General features: G+C 72.6%; 11 protein-coding genes. 6 read left to right on the top strand and 5 right to left on the bottom strand.

The window, feature by feature from the left end:
• The first annotated feature begins 24 nt into the window (after positions 1-24).
• From V6D49_RS08600 to V6D49_RS08585, 4 genes are all read left to right on the top strand, one after another.
• Positions 25-9,216 (top strand): DNRLRE domain-containing protein, encoded by a 9,192-nt coding sequence (locus tag V6D49_RS08600; RefSeq protein WP_340558538.1) that lies wholly within the window; start codon positions 25-27, stop codon positions 9,214-9,216.
• 23 nt (positions 9,217-9,239) lie between these two features.
• Positions 9,240-9,746: an SMI1/KNR4 family protein gene (locus V6D49_RS08595; RefSeq protein WP_340558537.1), complete on the top strand. Its 507-nt coding sequence runs from the start codon at positions 9,240-9,242 to the stop codon at positions 9,744-9,746.
• Positions 9,747-9,823: 77 nt separating this feature from the next.
• The gene (locus V6D49_RS08590) at positions 9,824-10,480 is read left to right on the top strand and encodes a hypothetical protein (protein ID WP_340558536.1); all 657 of its coding nucleotides are present in this window, start codon (positions 9,824-9,826) and stop codon (positions 10,478-10,480) included.
• Complete coding sequence (locus V6D49_RS08585) at positions 10,477-10,992, top strand: SMI1/KNR4 family protein (RefSeq protein WP_340558535.1); 516 nt, start codon at positions 10,477-10,479, stop codon at positions 10,990-10,992. The genes V6D49_RS08590 and V6D49_RS08585 overlap by 4 nt, the downstream gene beginning before the upstream one ends.
• A gap of 278 nt (positions 10,993-11,270) precedes the next feature.
• Here V6D49_RS08585 and V6D49_RS08580 read toward each other — a convergent pair whose 3' ends face one another.
• Positions 11,271-13,049 carry an acetyl/propionyl/methylcrotonyl-CoA carboxylase subunit alpha gene (locus V6D49_RS08580; protein ID WP_340558534.1) on the bottom strand — a complete coding sequence of 593 codons (1,779 nt, stop codon included), beginning with the start codon at positions 13,047-13,049 and terminating at the stop codon, positions 11,271-11,273.
• 387 nt (positions 13,050-13,436) lie between these two features.
• On the opposite strand from V6D49_RS08580, the gene V6D49_RS08575 reads away from it, so the two are divergent.
• Complete coding sequence (locus V6D49_RS08575; protein ID WP_340558533.1) at positions 13,437-13,931, top strand: hypothetical protein; 495 nt, start codon at positions 13,437-13,439, stop codon at positions 13,929-13,931.
• On the opposite strand, the gene V6D49_RS08570 is transcribed toward V6D49_RS08575, so the two are convergent.
• From V6D49_RS08570 to V6D49_RS08555, 4 genes are all read right to left on the bottom strand, one after another.
• Positions 13,854-14,480 carry a Maf family protein gene (locus tag V6D49_RS08570; RefSeq protein WP_340558532.1) on the bottom strand — a complete coding sequence of 209 codons (627 nt, stop codon included), beginning with the start codon at positions 14,478-14,480 and terminating at the stop codon, positions 13,854-13,856. The two genes, V6D49_RS08575 and V6D49_RS08570, sit on opposite strands and share 78 nt — an antisense overlap.
• A gap of 21 nt (positions 14,481-14,501) precedes the next feature.
• Positions 14,502-14,630: a morphogenic membrane protein MmpB gene (mmpB, locus tag V6D49_RS08565; protein ID WP_263576249.1), complete on the bottom strand. Its 129-nt coding sequence runs from the start codon at positions 14,628-14,630 to the stop codon at positions 14,502-14,504.
• Between the two features lie 135 nt (positions 14,631-14,765).
• Positions 14,766-14,969: an acyl-CoA carboxylase subunit epsilon gene (locus V6D49_RS08560; RefSeq protein ID WP_340558531.1), complete on the bottom strand. Its 204-nt coding sequence runs from the start codon at positions 14,967-14,969 to the stop codon at positions 14,766-14,768.
• A gap of 16 nt (positions 14,970-14,985) precedes the next feature.
• Positions 14,986-16,581 carry an acyl-CoA carboxylase subunit beta gene (locus V6D49_RS08555; protein WP_340558530.1) on the bottom strand — a complete coding sequence of 532 codons (1,596 nt, stop codon included), beginning with the start codon at positions 16,579-16,581 and terminating at the stop codon, positions 14,986-14,988.
• A gap of 244 nt (positions 16,582-16,825) precedes the next feature.
• Here V6D49_RS08555 and V6D49_RS08550 point away from each other — a divergent pair, with 244 nt between their 5' ends.
• On the top strand, positions 16,826-17,734 hold the full coding sequence (locus V6D49_RS08550) for a biotin--[acetyl-CoA-carboxylase] ligase (RefSeq protein WP_340558529.1): 909 nt from the start codon (positions 16,826-16,828) through the stop codon (positions 17,732-17,734).
• Positions 17,735-17,792: the final 58 nt, after the last annotated feature.

Genomic DNA, 17,792 nt, shown 5'->3' with positions numbered 1-17,792 from the left:
GTATCAGCGTCAGAAGGAGACCCCGTGCCCCGCTCTTCGCCGCGGCAGCCGTCCCGTACCCGGCGGCGGCAGCGGTCGGGGCAGGGGCCCGCGTCCTTCCGGCTGACGGCGGGTTCCCTGGTGCTGGCCGTCGCGGCGGGCGTGCTGCCGTCACCGGTCCTTGCCGGGATCGCCGCCGCCGCCCCGACGTTGCCCGGCGCCACAGCGGACGCTCCGCGGCAGCGCACCGGGACGGCGGCCGGACGGGACCACGCGGTCGGTTCCGAGCAGACCGACGCGACCGGGCACAACCGGACGGACGCCACCGACCTGCCCGCCGACGGGGACGCGCTGCCGCTGGCCGACGACGCGGCCGGATTCACGGCCGTCGAGCCCGAGGCCGAACCCGTGGAGATCGAAGCCGAAACGTCCACGACCGAAGAGGGATCCCCCGGGTTCGTCCCCGGCCGCAGCACCGAGGACGTCGGCGAACGCACCGCCACCACCAAGGAGTTCCGCAACCCGGACGGCACCCGGACGACACGAGTCCACCCCGAACCGGTCCACTTCCGCGCCGAGGACGGCACGTGGGAGGAGATCGACACCTCCCTCGTCCCCGAGGCGCAGGCCGAGGACTCCCTCGCCCGCAGCGCGCCGGCCACCGCCGAGGACGGCCGGCTCCACGTCGCGGCGGACGACTCCGGCCTGACCGTCGCGGAGCGCGGTGACGACCCGGCCCTCGCCGCCATGGCGGTCGGTGCGGACGGGCACGGTGTGGCGTTCGCGCTGAGCGGGGCCGAAGGCGTCACCGGCACGGTCACCGACGACACGGTCACCTACGCGGGCATCCGTGCGGACGCCGACCTGTCGATCCAGGCGAAGCACGGGATGATCAAGGAGACGATCGTCCTCAACTCTCCGGACGCGCCGCGCACCTGGACGTTCCCCCTCACCCTCGACGGCCTGGTGCCCGAACTGACCGAGGACGGAGCCGTCCTGCTCCGCGACGAGGAGGACGTCGTCCGCGCCGTCGTCCCGACGGGCTGGATGGAGGACTCCGCCGAGGACCCCGCGTCCGGCGGACCAGCGATCTCCGGCGACGTCACCTACGGGCTGACGGAGCACGGCGACGGCTGGGCACTCCGTGTGACCATGGACGACGCCTGGCTGGACGCTCCTGAGCGGGAGTACCCGGTGCTCGTCGACCCGAGCGTCGACGACGTCGAGACCTACGGTGACGCCTTCGTCCAGGACGACTGGCCGAACAGCAACTTCAGCGGCGATGACGAGCTGAAGGTGGGCAGCTACGACGGCGGCGGCAGCCGTGCGATGAGCTACCTCAGCTTTCACGACCTCGCCGCCACGCTCGACAACCGCTACATCCTCAACGCGGACCTCGGCCTGTTCAACCACTGGTCCTCCTCCTGCTCCGCCCACGAGGTGCGCGTCCACCAGGTCACGGAGCCCTGGGGCGTGGGCACGGTCACGTGGAACAACGCCCCGTCCGTGAAGTCCGGGCCGGTGGCAAGGAAGTCCTTCGCCCACGGCGCGAACTGCGGTGGTTCCCGGTGGGAGGTCATCGACCTCGGGCTGAGCGGCACCGAGCTGGTGCAGGGCTGGGCGGACGGCGCGGTCAAGAACCACGGTCTGAGCCTGCGCGCCACCTACAGCGACAGCGGTGCGTGGAAGCGGTTCGGCAGCCGGAACTCCGCCAACGAGCCCTACCTCGCCGTCACGCACAGCGCCTGGGGTGCCGAGTACAGCGTCGGTTCGCAGTCGGCGCCGCTCACCGGTCACCAGGGCGGTGAGATCAGCGTCAACGTCACCAACCTGGGCGACTTCACCTGGGAGGCGCTGGGCTGGAACGAACTGCGGCTCGGCGCGCGCGTCCGTGACCACGACAGCGGGAAGCTGCTGGACGCCGTCGCCTTCACCCGTCTCAACGAACGCCTCACCCCGGGCGACGACGCCACGCTGAACGCGCGGATACCCGAGCTGCCGCCCGGTAAGTACAAGGTCAGCTTCGACATGCAGCGCCTTCGGGACCAGAAGTGGATGTCCAGCGAGAACGTGCCCGTCGCCACGGTGACGGTGACCTCGCAGGACGTGGGTCCGCGGATCACGGACGTCTATCCGCGGCCCGGTGGTCAGGTGGGCAGTCTGACGCCGGCGTTGTTCGTGGACGCGGAGACGATCGACCACTATCCGGCCGACGCGTCCATCGATCACTGGTTCGAGGTGTGTGAGGGCAGCACGGAGGCGCCGGTGAACTGCGTGGACTCCGGCTGGGTGGACCCGCGGACCTGGAACGTGCCCGCCGACACCCTGGAGTGGGGCGAGCAGTACGTGTGGCGGGTCAAGGCCCGCGAGGGGAGCGAGGAGGGACCGCTCAGCCCGTACTACCCCTTCACCACCGCCGTCGAGCAGCCCGCGATCACCTCCCACCTGGGCGGCGCGGCCGCCGACGGGCGTGAGGTCGATCCGCGCACCGGCAACTACACCACCACCGACACCGACGCGCAGGTCGCCACGGTCGGTCCCGCGTTGAGCGTCACCCGCACCTACAACAGCCGTGACCCGCGTGACGACAACGCCTTCGGTGCCGGCTGGAGCACCCGCTACGACATGCGGGTCGAGCCGGACGAGGACGGCACCGGCAACGTCGTGGTCACCTACCCCTCGGGCCGTCAGGTCCGCTTCGGCCACCACCCCGACGGCACCTACGCACCGCCCCACGGCAGCTTCGCCACCCTCACCCGCACCCAGGACGACGGCTGGCGTCTGACCGACAAGGAACAGACCGACCACCTCTTCGACGCCCAGGGCCGCATCACCGAGGTCACCGACTTCCGTGGCCGTGCCCAGCGCATGACCTACGACGGCGACCGGCTCACCACCGTCACCGGCGTCGGCGACCGCACCCTGAACTTCACCTGGGCGGGCGGCCACGTCACCTCCGTGACGACGCAGAGCCCCGACGGTGAGGCCGACCCGCTGACGTGGGACTACACCTACGTCGGCCACCGGCTGACCGAGGTCTGCGGCCCCGAGGACGGCACCGGTGCCTGCACCCGTTACACCTACGGCGACGGCTCCCACCACCGCACCGTGCTGCGGGACGCGGGCCCGTTCTCCTACTGGCGCCTGGGCGAGGAGTCCGGAGCCGACCGGGCCGAGAGCGACCTGCTGCTCAACCGCGACCAGCACGCCGGAACCTACCGCGACGTGACGCTCGGCCTGCCCGGCGCGCTGGCGGGCAGCCCCGACAGCTCCGCGTCGTTCAACGGCTCCAGCTCGTACGTGCAGTTGCCCGACCAGCTCGTCTCCGACACCCCGTACCTCACCGTGGAGCTGTGGTTCCGCACCAGTGGCAGCGGCGTGCTGTTCAGCTACCAGGACAACACGCTGGAGGAGAACACCGCCGGAACGTCCACGCCCGCGCTCTACGTCGGCACGGACGGCAAGCTGCGCGGCGAGTTCTGGAACGGCGACGCGGATCCGATCACGTCGGCGGCACCGGTCAACGACGGCGCCTGGCACCACGCCGCGCTGACGGCCGCGGGCAACACCCAGACGCTGTACCTCGACGGCCAGGCCGTCGGGACGCTGGCGGGCAGCATCTCCCAGTACGACCAGCGCTTCGTCTACCTCGGCGCCGGTTACTGGAAGGACTGGCCCGCCACCACCGGCACCGTCGGCCACTTCGCAGGCGGTATCGACGAGGTCGCCGTCTACGGCCGTCCGCTCGGCGAGCACACCGTCGCCGAGCACCACGCCGCCGGCGCCACCGCCCAGCAGCTCACCCGGGTCGTCCGGCCGAGCGGGCGGGTACACGCCGAGGTCACCTACGACACGGCGCTGGACCGCGTCGCGTCCTACACCGACGCGGACGGCGGCACCTACCAGCTCTCCGCACACGAACTGACCGGCCCCGAGGGGCGGCCCGCGTCCGACGGCGAAGCCGGGGTCGAGGCCGACCCCACCGTCACGGTGACCGTCACCGACCCCGACGAGCGGAAGTCCGCTTACGCTTACGACCCGTTGCAGGGCCACCGGCTGGTCACCCAGACCGATGTCGGCGGCCACACGGCGAGCTTCGCCTACGACACCGGCGGCTTCCTCGCCGCAACGACGGCACCCGACGGCACCGTCACCCGACTCGGCCACGACGACCGAGGCAACAAGGTCTCGCAGACCACCTGCCGGGACGCCGGGGACGACGCCACCTGCCACACGTCCTACACGGCGTACTTCCTTAACGAGGACGACCCGCTCGACCCGCGCAACGACCAGGTGACCGCCCACCGCGACGCCCGCTCGGCCGACGCCGAGGACGACACCTACCGCACCTCCTACGGTTACAACGCCCAGGGCGACCGCATCTCCACCACCGCCCCGGCCACGCCGGGTTTCCCCGACGGCCGCACGGTGACGCACACCTTCACGGACGGCACGGAGACGGCGGTCGGCGGCGGCACCGCCCCGGCCGGGCTGCTGGAGACGACGACGGACGCGCGCGGCGGCGTCACCACCCGCGCCTACACCGCCGCAGGCGACCTGGCCCGCGTCACCGACCCCGCCGGTGTGGAGACCGCGTACACCTACGACGCGCTCGGCCGTGAGGTCTCCAGCACCGTCACGAGCGACGCCCACCCCGAGGGCGTCACCAGCACCACGGCCTACGACGGCGAGTCGCGCGTCGTGCGGGGGACGGCGCCGGCCTCCGCCAACGCCGTCACCGACGAGCAGCACCAGGCGGTGACGACGTACACCTACGACGCCGACGGCCTGACCCTGACGGAGTCCGTGGCCGACGCCCTCGGCGACGACGCCACCCGCACCACGACCCGCACCTACGACGGCTATGGCCGCCTGGCCACCACCACCGACCCGGAGGAGGGCCGGGAGAGCTACGGCTACGACGTCCACGGCCGCCAGACCGCGCGCACGCTGCCCGGCGGCGAGGAGTTCACCTACGACTACACCCCCCTCGGAAAGCTCGCCGAGGTCACCCTCAAGGACTACGACGACGGCAGCGGGAACGTGGCCGACGTCGTCCTGGACTCCTACGCCTACGACCCGGTGGGCCGCCTCGCCGAGCACACCGACGCGATGGGTCGCACCACCCGGCACACCTACTACGACGACGGACTGCTCGCCCGGCGCACCCTCGTCGGCTTCCACGACCCGGACGGCACGACCCGCGACGTCGTCCTGACCGAGCGGGCGTACGACGCCGCCGGCAACCTCATCTCCGAGACGACCGGCAACGGCTCCGTCACCACGGCCTACGAGGTGGACGCGGCCGGGCAGACCACCGCCGAGGTCCTCGACCCCGACGGTCTGGCCCGACGCACCGCCTACACCCACGACGCGGGGGGCGAGGTCGCCACCGAGACCCGCACCGGCGCGGGCGGTGACCGCACCGAGCGCGTCACCTACGAGCGCAACGGCGTCGGCGAGGTCGTCCGCGTGACCGTGGAGAACGGCGCCGAGGACCTCGTCACCACCCGCACCGTCGACGACCGCGGCCTGACGCTCACCGAGACCGCCCCGCGCGGCAACGTCAGCGGCGCCGACCCGGCCGACCACACCACCGACTTCACCTACGACGCCCTCGGCCGCCTCGTGGAGACGGCCGCCGCCCCGGTGACCGTCGAGCAGCACGGTGCGCCCGCCACCACCGAGCGGCCGACCACCCGCACCGGCTACAACACCTTCGGCGAGGTGACGGCCAACCAGGGCCCGAACGGCCATGTCACGCGGACCGCCTACGACGACGCCGGGCGTGCCGTCGCCACCACCCTGCCCGACTACACCCCGCCCGGCGGCGGCAGCCCGCAGACGGCGACCGTCCGGCGCACGTACGACGCGGCCGGACGCGTGGCCACCGAGACCGACCCGCTGGGCCACGTCACCTCCTCCACCTACGACCAGCTCGGCCGGCTCACCGCCGTCACCGAGCCCGCCCCCACCGAGGGCGGGCAGCAGCCCGTCACCCGGCACACCTACGACCTGGTGGGCGAACGCCTGTCGACCACCGATCCGACCGGCGCGCGCACCGAGACCACGTACGACGAACTGGGCCGCCCGATCACGTCCACCGTCGTCGAACGCCGGCCGGCGGCGGGCAACTTCACCACCCGCACGTCGTACGACGACGCCGGGAACCCGCTCTCCACCACGAGCCCCACCGGCATCACGACCAGCAGTACGTACAACGCGGCGGGCCAGCCCCTCACCACCACCGACGCCGCCGGGAAGACGACGACGTACGCCTACGGCCCCACCGGTCTGCCCACCTCCGTCACCGACCCGCTCGGCCGCACGGTGCGCACCGCGCACGACGCGGCCGGGCGCACCACCTCGGTCACCGACCTGGCCCCCGACGGCACCGAACTGCGCACCCGCAGCTCCGTCTACGACGCGGCGGGCAACCCCGTCGAGGCCACCGGCCCGCTGGGCCACACCGTCCACCAGACGTTCGACGCCCTCGGCCGCATCACCGAGCTGACGGAACCCGTGGACGGGACGACGTCCCTCACCACCACGTTCGGCTACGACGCCGCAGGAAACCGCACCCGGCTCACCGACGGACGCGGCAACGACACCTGGTACACCTTCACCAGCCGCGGCGGCCCCGAGTCCGTCGTCGAACCGGCGACCACCGCCCACCCCGACGCCGCGGACCGCACCTTCACCACGGTGTACGACGCCGCCGGACGACCGGTGCGCGAGATCCAGCCCGGCGGCGTGGAGCAGGTCCGCACGTTCGACGCCCTCGGCCGCATCACCGAGGTCACCGGCTCCGGCGCCGAGGCGGACACCGGCACCGACACCTACGGCTACGACCTCGCGGGCCACCTCACGTCGCTGTCCGCCCCCGGCGGCACCAACACCCTGGAGTACGACGACCGAGGCAACCTGCTCAGCACCTCGGGGCCCTCGGGCGACGCCACGTTCGCCTACGACGGCGAAGGGCGGCTCACCGGACGCACCGACGCCGCCGGAGCGGCGAGTTTCGACTACGACGCCGCAGGCCGCCTCGCCTCCGCCGTCGACCCGCTCACCGGCACCACCCGGGCGTACGCCTACGACGCCCTGTCCCGCCCGGCGAGCGTCAGCTACGGCTCCGGCGCGGCCGACCGGACCTTCGGGTACGACGACCTGGGCCGCCTGGCCGAGGACACGCTGACGGCACCCGACGGCACCACCACGGCGTCCGTCGCCTACACCTACGACGACCGGGACCAGCTCACCGGGAAGACGACCACCGGCACGGCGGGCGCGGGCGAACACGCCTACACCTACGACGCCGCAGGGCGCCTCACCGGCTGGACCGCTCCGGACGGTACCGTCACCGACTACACCTGGGACGCGGCGGGCAACCGCACTCGCGTCGGCGACGCCACCGCCACCTACGACGAGCGCAACCGCCTCCTGGCGGCCAATGGCACCAGCTACACCTGGTCGGCCCGGGGCACGCTGCTCGGCACCACCGGAGGCGCCGACGGCGACACCACTTCCGGCTACGACGCACTCGGCCGCCTGCTCACGGACGGCAGCACCGCCTACGCCTACGACGGCCTCGGCCGTCTCGTGCAGCGCGGGGAAGCCACCCTGACGTACGCGGACACCTCCAACAACCCGGTGGCCACCGCCGGGGAGCTGATCGCCCGCGACCCGGCCGGCGACCCGATGTCCACGGCGGCGGCGGACGGCAGCGGGGCCACGGCCGTCCTCACCGACGCCCACGGCGACGTCACCGGCACCTTCGCGCCCTCCAGCGCGGCCCTCACCGGCTCGACGGCCTACGCCCCCTACGGCGAGGTCACCCAGCAGACCGGGGCCACGGGCGCCCTGGGCTACCAGGGCGAGTACACCGACCCGGACACCGGCAAGGTGAACATGCACGCCCGCTGGTACGACCCCAGCACCGGCGCGTTCGTTTCCCGCGACAGTTGGACCCTCAACCCGGTGCCCTCCGTCATGGCGAACCGGTACACCTACGGCAACGCCAGCCCGCTGAACCACACCGACCCCACCGGCCACCTCGCCCCCTGCGCCACCCCCGTGACCGCACCCGCGTGCGGTGGGGCGGCGCTCGGCTCGCCCGGCGGCCCGATCGGCAGCACCATCGGCGGGACCGTCGGTCTCTTCGTCGGCGTCGGCATCTACTACTGGAGCAGTTCGGGCTCCTCGTCGTCCTCGTCTTCGTCCGGGTACTCCTTCTCCTGGGGCTCCCCGCACAGCTCGCTCGCGGCCTCCCTCCGCGCGCAGGCCGAGGCGGCGCAGAACCGCGCGTGGGACAACCAGCTCCAGGCGGCCCAAGACGCGGCCCGTGAGCAGGCCGCCCGGGACGCCGCCCGAAACGCCGTCAACGCACAGAACGGCTCCTGGGGCGGCACCAGCACCGCCACCTGGGGCGGCCCCGGTGGCGGCGGCCCGACCGGCCGGCCCGTGCGGGTCGGCCCGCCCCCGCCGCCCCCGCCGCCCCCGTGGTCGGAGATCCTCCGCCGCCTGCTCCAGCAGGAGCACGCCCGGGAGACCTCCGAGGCACTGGTCGACCCGGCCTTCGAGCAGTACGTCGAGGACTCCGCCACCCGATCGCAGCGCGAGGTGCAGGTCACCGAGGAGGAGCTGCGCGGGTACTTCAAGCTCTACCCGCGTGCCACGGGCCAGGACATGGCCCAGGAGCTCCTGGGCTTCGCCCCGCAGCCGGACACCGGCGGCGGTGGCGGGACGTCCACCGGGCGGAACCGGTGCGACACGACGCCGCGCTCCGCCCGGTACCACTACCAGCCGCTGCGCGCCGGCCGCCCGGACGGCGCCACCGCGCTCATCTGCCCGAGCGACCTCAAGCCCACCGGCGCCAAGCGCGACGACGAGGCGAGGGTGAACGTGCACGGATTCCCCGAGGGCAACAACATCGGGGACGACGGGAAGCCGATCTACAACCGCACGCACATCATCGGTGACAAGTTCCACGGTGAGTGGCGGAGCGAGAACCTCTTCACCGGCACGGACCGCATGAACAAGAGCGGCATGAAGCGCTGCGAGAACCGGATCGCGAAGCAACTGCGCTCCAACAAGCCGGTGTTCTACTCCGGCCAGCTCGTCTACGGAGACGGCGCCGATTCGATACCCGAGGCCATCCGCATGACGGCCTACACTCGGGACGGTCTGCTGTTCGACAAAACGGTGCAGAACATCTCCGATTGGCAAACCACATGCTGACCGTCGCACATCTGGAAGAAGCCGTGAGCGGACTTCGGGCGCATCGCCCGGAGCAGCCTCGCGACGTCGACCTCGCCTTGGTGGAACGCCTCCTCGGCACCGCGCTGCCGTCCGACTTCCGGGAGTTGGCGCAGGCCTATCCGACGCTGGAGTTCGACGGCTTCCTGCGCGTGCCGATCCCTCGCCCGGGCGCGGAGGAGAAGTACGTCGAGGGGGTGCGCTACGAGGTGGAGGTCCTTCAGGACCTGGTGGACGAGGACATGGCGGAGGGCCACGTCGGGTATCCGGAGCCCGGCGGGCTGCTGCCCTGGAGCGAGTCGCTCTCGGGGGACGTCTTCTACTGGCGCACCGTCGGTGCCGATCCGGACGGTTGGCCGGTGGTGGTGAACAGCAGGAACGACGAGTGGTGGGAGTACGCGGGCGGCGCGCTCGCCTTCCTGGTGGGCCTCGTCGACGGCAGCATCGAGCGCCGAGGCCTGCCCGCCGACGTCCCCGGCCCCGACCCGCAGGTCCGCGTCTACGGCCCCTGACCGCCCGGCCCAGGCCCTCCGCACCGTACGGCCCGTCGACCTCGGTGCCGGAGCCCCGTACGAAAGGTTGGTGGCTCATGCGGGACAGCTTCATGACGCGCCCCTGGGCGGACGCGCTGCGCGCCGAGGTGGGGCCGGAGGCACCGCGCGGGTTCACCGTGCCGTGGGAGCGGCCGGAGTCCGAGTTGGGGCTGGTACTGCCCACGGACTACAAGGAGTTCGTGTACGTCTTCGGCCCCGGCGAGCTCGACGGCTTCGTGACCGTCGCCGTCCCGGGTGTCGCGAACCCGAACGTCGACCTGGTCACCTGGGCCCGGGACACGATGGAGAACCACCGGTACCTCGTTGAGGAGGAGCGGATCGTCGAGGAGGGGCTGGCGGATTGGCCGTACCCGCCGGCCCCCCAGCCGGGCTTCCTCCTGCCGTGGGGGATGACCGCGAACGGTGACCGGCTGCACTGGGCGACCGGCGGTGATCCGGACGGATGGACCGTCGTGGCCGAGGACAACGGGAGTTTCGAGCTTTTCCCGTTCCCCGGCGGCATGGCCGAGTTCCTGACCCGATTCCTCCGGGACGAGCTGGAGATCCCCTTCCTGCCGGAGTCCGAGCCCGGGCAGCCCGTGACGTTCGTGCCGTGGGACGGTTCCTGGGAGGACGAGGACGCCGCCGAGCCCTACGGCACCTTCCGGCCACCCGGCTCCCGACCGGACGGGGAGGAATCATCTCCTGGGTGACGCGGACCGCTGAGGCGGTCCACCAAGTACCCCTGGGTCTGGCGCTCTCGTGGGAGCCGGTCGAGCAGGAGCTGGGCACCGCCCTTCCTGCCGACTACAAGGAGTTCTGCGCGTGCTTCGGGGCCGGTGAGTTCAGCAACTACCTGACGGTCTACTCGGTGGGCGGAACCGGTGAGTCACAGCTGCTGAGCAGGACGTCAGCGATCTGGCGCACGCTGGAGCAGCTACCGGTCACCGCGAACGTGTATCAGCCGTACGGCTTCTACCGGCCGGGAGCATCCGGGCTGCTGTCGTGGGGCACGTCGGTGACCGCTGCCGAGTTCTTCTGGCTGGTATCGCCCGGCGTGACCCCGGAGAGGTGGCCCGTCGTCGCTCGGGAGGAGGACGGCGAGTGGTCGACGTTCGACGTGTCCTGCGCCGAGTTCGTGTACCGCCTCCTCACGGACGTCTCCTTCGAGGACTTCACGATCGCGCATCTCGTCGACCTTCCGTCCTACCGTCCCGACGACTGACACCGGGCAGATGCACATGCCGACCGTCGCACATCTGGAAGAGGCCGTGAGCGGTTCGACGGCTTCCTGCGCGTGCCGATCCGGACGGTTGGCCGGTGGTGGTGAACAGCAGGAACGACGAGTGGTGGGAGTACGCGGGCGGCGCGCTCGCCTTCCTGGTGGGCCGGCCGCCGGCCCCCGCAGGGCCGGGGGAGCGGCACGGTTGACGGCGCGGGTCACGCGCGTGGGCCCCGGCGCCGCGTACGGTGCCGGGGCCCACGAGGTGCGGGAGGGGAGTGTCAGTCCTTGATCTCGCAGATGACGGTGCCCGAGGAGATCGACGCGCCGACCGACGCGTTGAGGTCCTTGACGGTGCCCGCGCGGTGCGCGTTGAGGGGCTGCTCCATCTTCATCGCCTCCAGGACGACGACGAGCTCGCCCTCGGCGACCTCCTGACCCTCCTCGACGGCCACCTTCACGATGGTGCCCTGCATCGGCGAGGCGAGGGCGTCGCCCGAGGCGGCGGAGGAGGACTTCTTCGCGGCGCGGCGGCGGGCGGGCTTGGCGCCGCCCGCGACGGCGGCGCGGGCCAGCGGCATGCCGAGCGACGCGGGCAGCGAGACCTCCAGGCGCTTGCCGCCGACCTCGACGACGACCGTCTCGCGGCTGCTCTCGTCCTCGTCCTCCTCGGCGGAGGCACCGGCGAAGGGCTTGATCTCGTTGACGAACTCCGTCTCGATCCACCGGGTGTGGACGGAGAACGGCTCGCCCTCGCGGCCGTGCACCTCCGGCGCGAAGGCCGGGTCGGCGACGACGACGCGGTGGAAGGGGATGGCGGTGGCCATGCCCTCGACGTCGAACTCGGCCAGCGCCCGGGCGGCCCGCTGGAGCGCCTGCTGCCGGGTGGCGCCGGAGACGATCAGCTTGGCGAGCAGCGAGTCCCACGCCGGGCCGATGACCGAGCCGCTCTCCACGCCCGCGTCGAGCCGCACGCCGGGGCCGGCGGGCGGGTCGAACTTCGTGACCGTGCCGGGGGCGGGCAGGAAGTTGCGGCCGGGGTCCTCGCCGTTGATGCGGAACTCGAAGGAGTGACCGCGCAGCGGCGGGTCGTCGTAACCCAGCTCCTCGCCGTCGGCGATGCGGAACATCTCGCGGACGAGGTCGATGCCGGTGACCTCCTCGGTCACCGGGTGCTCGACCTGGAGGCGGGTGTTGACCTCCAGGAAGGAGATCGTGCCGTCCTGGCCGACGAGGAACTCGCAGGTTCCGGCGCCGACGTAGCCGGCCTCCTTGAGGATGGCCTTGGACGCCCGGTACAGCTCGGCGTTCTGCTCCTCCGTCAGGAACGGCGCGGGCGCCTCCTCGACGAGCTTCTGGTGGCGGCGCTGGAGCGAGCAGTCGCGGGTGGACACCACGACGACGTTGCCGTGCCGGTCCGCGAGGCACTGGGTCTCGACGTGCCGGGGGCGGTCGAGGTACCGCTCGACGAAGCACTCGCCCCGGCCGAAGGCGGCGACGGCCTCGCGTACCGCCGAGTCGTACAGCTCGGGCACCTCTTCGAGGGTGCGGGCGACCTTCAGGCCGCGCCCGCCGCCGCCGAAGGCGGCCTTGATCGCGATGGGGAGCCCGTGCTCCTCGGCGAAGGTGACGACCTCGTCGGCGCCGCTGACGGGGTCCTTGGTGCCGGCGACGAGCGGCGCGCCCGCGCGCTGGGCGATGTGGCGGGCGGCGACCTTGTCGCCGAGGTCCCGGATGGCCTGCGGCGGCGGGCCGATCCAGATGAGCCCGGCGTCGAGCACGGCCTGGGCGAAGTCGGCGTTCTCCGAGAGGAAGCCGTAGCCGGGGTGGACGGCGTCCGCGCCGGAGTCGGCGGCGGCCTTCAGCACCTTGGCGACATCCAGGTAGCTCGTGGCCGGAGTGTCACCGCCCAGGGCGAATGCCTCGTCAGCGGCCCGGACATGCAACGCGTCCCGGTCCGGCTCGGCGTAGACGGCTACGCTCGCGATCCCGGCGTCCCGGCAGGCCCGGGCAACGCGGACAGCGATTTCGCCGCGGTTGGCGATGAGCACCTTGCGCACGATGGCTCCCTCCTTGAAACAAGCTGAGTTTAGGTACTGGCGACACCACACGCGCAGTCTTCCAGTGGGGTGAGCTTGCCCACACGATCCGTAGCCGGGGTCGCGCCCCCGGCCTCCGATCCCTTGTCGTCCCACGGTACGCCGCGCATACGCCCCGAATACGAGCCTGACTGGAGCATCGGGTTGTGGCCGACGTCTCCCCCGGTGATCGTGCCCGATCACGGTGGCGTTTTGTGGAATCCCTACTAATGAACGGGGTTTTCTTTGCGACGCGCCGGTGACGGGCCGACGGTGTCGGAGCGACCCCTTGCCGCCGTCGCTACCCCTCAGTAGCGTGCGCGGACGACGGACGTGCCGCCAGGGGTGCGCGGACGGGAGGGGAGTGCGGTGGCACCGAGACGACCGGTGGCCGCGGCGACGGGCGTGGTGCTGATCCTCGAAGGGCTCGGTCTGGTGGCCGTGCACTGGGTCCTGAGCCTGTTCGTGCACGGGCAGTCGATGTCGCTGGACGGGCTCGACCCCGGCCACATGATGTGGGGCACGCGGGCGGCCGGGCTCGCACTCGGCGGCTTCGTGGCCCTGTGCGGTGTGCTCGCCCTGCGCACGGCGCTGCGCGACCGTTCCCCCGGCCGTGCGGCGCGGGCCGCGCTGGTCGGCTGCGCGGTCACCCACGGCGTCCTCGGCGCCGTCGCCGTCGGGCTGGTCGGTTGGGACGCCTTCGCCCTCCTGATGACCGTCCTGGCGCTCCTCGTGCTGACCCTGCTCTCCTACGCCGCGCCCCACCCGTCCGTGACCGCGGAGCCGTCAGGCGACGGGCGCGGCCCACAGCGAGGTGATGGGCACCTCCAGGCGGGCCAGCAGCCGGCGCAGCAGGGGCAGTGAGAGGCCGATGACGTTGCCCGGGTCGCCCTCGATCCCCTCCACGAACGGCGCCGACCGGCCGTCGAGCGTGAACGCGCCCGCGACGTGCAGCGGTTCGCCGGAGGCGACGTAGGCCGCGATCTCGTCGTCGGACGGTTCGGCGAAGCGCACGGTCGTCCCGGCCGTGGCCGAGGCCCGCTGGCCGCTCGCCGTGTCGATGACGCAGTGCCCGGTGAGCAGTACCCCGGCCCGGCCCCGCATGGCCTTCCACCGGGCGATGGCGTCCTCCGCGTCGGACGGCTTGCCCAGCGCCTCGCCGTCCAGCTCCAGGACGGAGTCGCAGCCGACGACCAGGGCCCCGGCGGCCTCCGGGCGCAGGGCGACGGCGTCGGCCTTCGCCTCGGCCAGGACGAGGGCCAGCTGCCCCGGCGTCGGGGCGCTCAGCGCGTCCTCGTCGACCCCGCTGACGATCACCTCGGGTGCCAGCCCGGCCTGCCGCAACAGCCCGAGACGGGCGGGCGACTGGGAGGCGAGCACGAGACGGCGGGCGGGCGCGGCGGCAGCGGTCATGCGGCCATAGTAAAAGGTTGGTCAACGCAGGCCGAGCACGATGGTCACCACCAGCACCACGGCGGCCAGCACCCACCCCGCCCGGCGCAGCTGCGCCTGCGCGGCGCGCAGTGACTCCGGGGGCCGGTCTGGGGGGTCGGACCAGAGCATGGGACCAGGGTGCACCCCGCCCGCCGCCGCCACCTGAGTACGCGTACTCATTCCCGGCCCACCGCACCGCACGGCCACCCGCACCGCGCGCCGGGACGCGGGGCGCGGTGCGGCGCGGTGCGCCGGACGGACGGGTCAGGCGGGCCAGTACGTCGTCCGCCAGGCCACCGGGCCGGGGTGCGGGACGCGCCGGGGGACGAGCCGCGCCGGGTCGGACCACTGGGAGACGTCCCGCGCGCCGGGCTCGGCGGACGCGGCCGCGGCGGCGCGGGCCTGGACCACGGCCAGCGCGGCCGCCAGCTCCTCGGGCGTCGGGTTGCCGCGTAGGACCTTGATCATCTTCGGCCTCCGAGGGTCAGAGCGGGATGTTGCCGTGCTTCTTGGGCGGCAGCTGCTCGCGCTTGCTGCGCAGCGAGCGCAGCCCGCGCACGATGTGGCGGCGCGTCTCCGAGGGCTGCACGACCGCGTCGACGTAACCGCGCTCGGCGGCGACGTACGGGTTGAGCAGCGTGTCCTCGTACTCGGCGGTGAGCCGGGCGCGCAGCGCCTCGCGCTCGCCCTCGTCCTCGACGGCGGCCAGCGTGCGGCGGTGCAGGATGTTCACCGCGCCCTGCGCCCCCATGACGGCGATCTGGGCCGTGGGCCAGGCGAAGTTGAGGTCGGCGCCCAGGTGCTTGGAGCCCATGACGTCGTACGCGCCGCCGAACGCCTTGCGCGTGATGACGGTGATCAGCGGGACCGTGGCCTCCGCGTACGCGTAGATGAGCTTGGCGCCCCGGCGGATGATGCCGTTGAACTCCTGCTCCGTGCCGGGCAGGAAGCCGGGCACGTCGACGAAGGTCAGCACGGGGACGTTGAAGGCGTCGCAGGTCCGCACGAAGCGCGCGGCCTTCTCGCTGGCGTCGATGTCCAGGCACCCGGCCAGCTGGAGCGGCTGGTTGGCCACGACGCCCACCGCGTGGCCCTCGACCCGCCCGAAGCCGGTGATCATGTTCGGCGCGAAGAGGGCCTGCGTCTCCAGGAACTCGCCGTCGTCCAGCACGTGCTCGATGACGCCGTGCATGTCGTACGGCTGGTTCGCGCCGTCCGGGATCAGGACGTCCAGCTCCCGGTCGCGGTCGCTGGTCTCCAGGTCGACGTCCTCCGGGTAGACGGGGGCGTCGGAGAGGTTGTTGGACGGCAGGTAGGACAGGAGCGCCTTGACGTACTCGACGGCGTCCTTCTCGTCCCCGGCCATGTGGTGGGCGACGCCGGAGGTCGCGTTGTGGGTGCGGGCGCCGCCCAGCTCCTCGAAACCGACGTCCTCGCCGGTGACCGTCTTGATGACGTCGGGGCCGGTGATGAACATGTGCGAGGTCTTGTCGACCATCACGGTGAAGTCGGTGATGGCGGGGGAGTACACCGCGCCGCCCGCACACGGGCCCATGATCAGCGAGATCTGCGGGATGACGCCGGAGGCGTGCACGTTGCGCCGGAAGATCTCCGCGAACAGGCCGAGCGCCGCGACGCCCTCCTGGATGCGCGCGCCGCCGCCGTCGTTGATGCCGATGACGGGGCAGCCCGTCTTCAGCGCGAAGTCCATGACCTTGACGATCTTCTCGCCGTAGACCTCGCCCAGCGACCCGCCGAAGATCGTGAAGTCCTGCGAGTAGACGGCGACGGGCCGGCCGTCGACCGTGCCGTAGCCGGTGACGACGCCGTCGCCGTAGGGGCGGTTCTTCTCCAGCCCGAAGTTCGTCGAGCGGTGCCGGGCGAACTCGTCCAGTTCGGTGAACGAACCCTCGTCCAGCAGCAGTTCCACGCGCTCGCGCGCGGTCAGCTTGCCCTTCGCATGCTGCTTCTCGACCGCGCGAGCGGAACCGGCGTGCGTCGCCTCAGCGGTACGTCGCTGAAAGTCGGCGATCTTGCCCGCCGTGGTGTGGATGTCGGGAGTGCTTTCCTGCTCGGACACGGGGAGCGGCTCCTAGTCGTCCTCGGGGCTACCGACTCGTAGCGTAGCCGCGACGGCCCGTGTCGGCGGTGCGTCGTTGACCACACCGCAGGCCGGTCCGGAAGGGTGAAATCCGCTGATGCCGGACGTCCGGGGCCGCGCGGAGCCCTCCTCCTGCGTCCCCCCTGCCGACCCCGCCCGCCGACCGGGCGCCGCACCGGCCGGAAAGGGGCGGCGGCCCCCGACCGGCACCTACGCTGTGATCATGACACCGCAGATGTCCTCAAATGCGCCGGGTTCCGCCGAGGGCGGACCGTCCGCCGGGAGTCCCTGGAGCGATCTCGGACGGCCGCCGCTGAACGGCGCGGCCCTGCGCCGCGCGCTCCTCACGCCCGACGGCCTGTGGAGCGACCTGAAGGTCGTCGCGCGCACCGGATCGACCAACACCGACCTGGTCAACCGCGTCCGCAACGGCCCCGTGGAGGAGGGCACGGTGCTCGTCGCCGAGGAGCAGACGTCCGGCCGGGGCCGGCTGGACCGGCACTGGGTCGCCCCGCCGCGCAGCGGCCTGTTCCTCTCCTTCGTCCTGCGCCCCGGCCCCGAGGTCCCCCAGCGCGCCTGGAGCTGGCTCCCGCTGCTCGTCGGCGTCGCCACCGCCACCGCGCTGGCCCGCACGGCCGGGGTGGACACCATGCTGAAGTGGCCCAACGACCTGCTGGCCGAGGTGGCCGGGGAGGAGCGCAAGATCGGCGGCATCCTCGCCGAGCGCACGGGTGACGCGGCGCACCACGCCGTCGTCGTGGGCATCGGGATCAACGTCTCGTTGGGTGCTGAGGAACTCCCCGTCCCGGAGGCGGGATCGCTGCTGCTGGCGGGCGCGCAGGGCACCGACCGGGACCCGCTGCTGCGCGCGGTGCTGCGCTCGGTCGAGCGGTGGTACCGCGACTGGCGCGCGGCGGACGGGGACGCGGCCGCCTGCGGGCTCCAGGAGACCTACGCCGCCGGGTGCGCCACCCTCGGCCGGACCGTGCGGGCCCTGCTGCCCGGCGGACGGGAGGTCGTCGGCGAGGCCGTCGCGGTGGACGGCGACGGACAGCTCGTCCTCGCCACCGGGAGCGGCGTCACGCAGCCCGTCGGCGCGGGCGACATCGTCCACCTGCGGCCCGGCGGCTGAGCGGGCCCCGGTCCGGCCACCACGCCGGACGTGAGCTACGGCACACCTGCCGTATCGT

The organism is Streptomyces sp. GSL17-111 (assembly GCF_037911585.1).
Taxonomy (GTDB): domain Bacteria; phylum Actinomycetota; class Actinomycetes; order Streptomycetales; family Streptomycetaceae; genus Streptomyces.
The sequence above is the reverse complement of the archived record's forward strand: the minus strand, read 5'-3'. Positions and strand labels throughout refer to the sequence as shown.

Excerpts from the sequence above, each read along its gene's own strand:
- V6D49_RS08590 (WP_340558536.1), top strand. The coding sequence starts at position 9,824 with ATGCGGGACAGCTTCATGACGCGCCCCTGGGCGGACGCGCTGCGCGCC.
- V6D49_RS08570 (WP_340558532.1), bottom strand. The coding sequence starts at position 14,480 with ATGACCGCTGCCGCCGCGCCCGCCCGCCGTCTCGTGCTCGCCTCCCAG.
- mmpB (WP_263576249.1), bottom strand. The coding sequence starts at position 14,630 with ATGCTCTGGTCCGACCCCCCAGACCGGCCCCCGGAGTCACTGCGCGCC.
- V6D49_RS08560 (WP_340558531.1), bottom strand. The coding sequence starts at position 14,969 with ATGATCAAGGTCCTACGCGGCAACCCGACGCCCGAGGAGCTGGCGGCC.
- V6D49_RS08550 (WP_340558529.1), top strand. The coding sequence starts at position 16,826 with ATGACACCGCAGATGTCCTCAAATGCGCCGGGTTCCGCCGAGGGCGGA.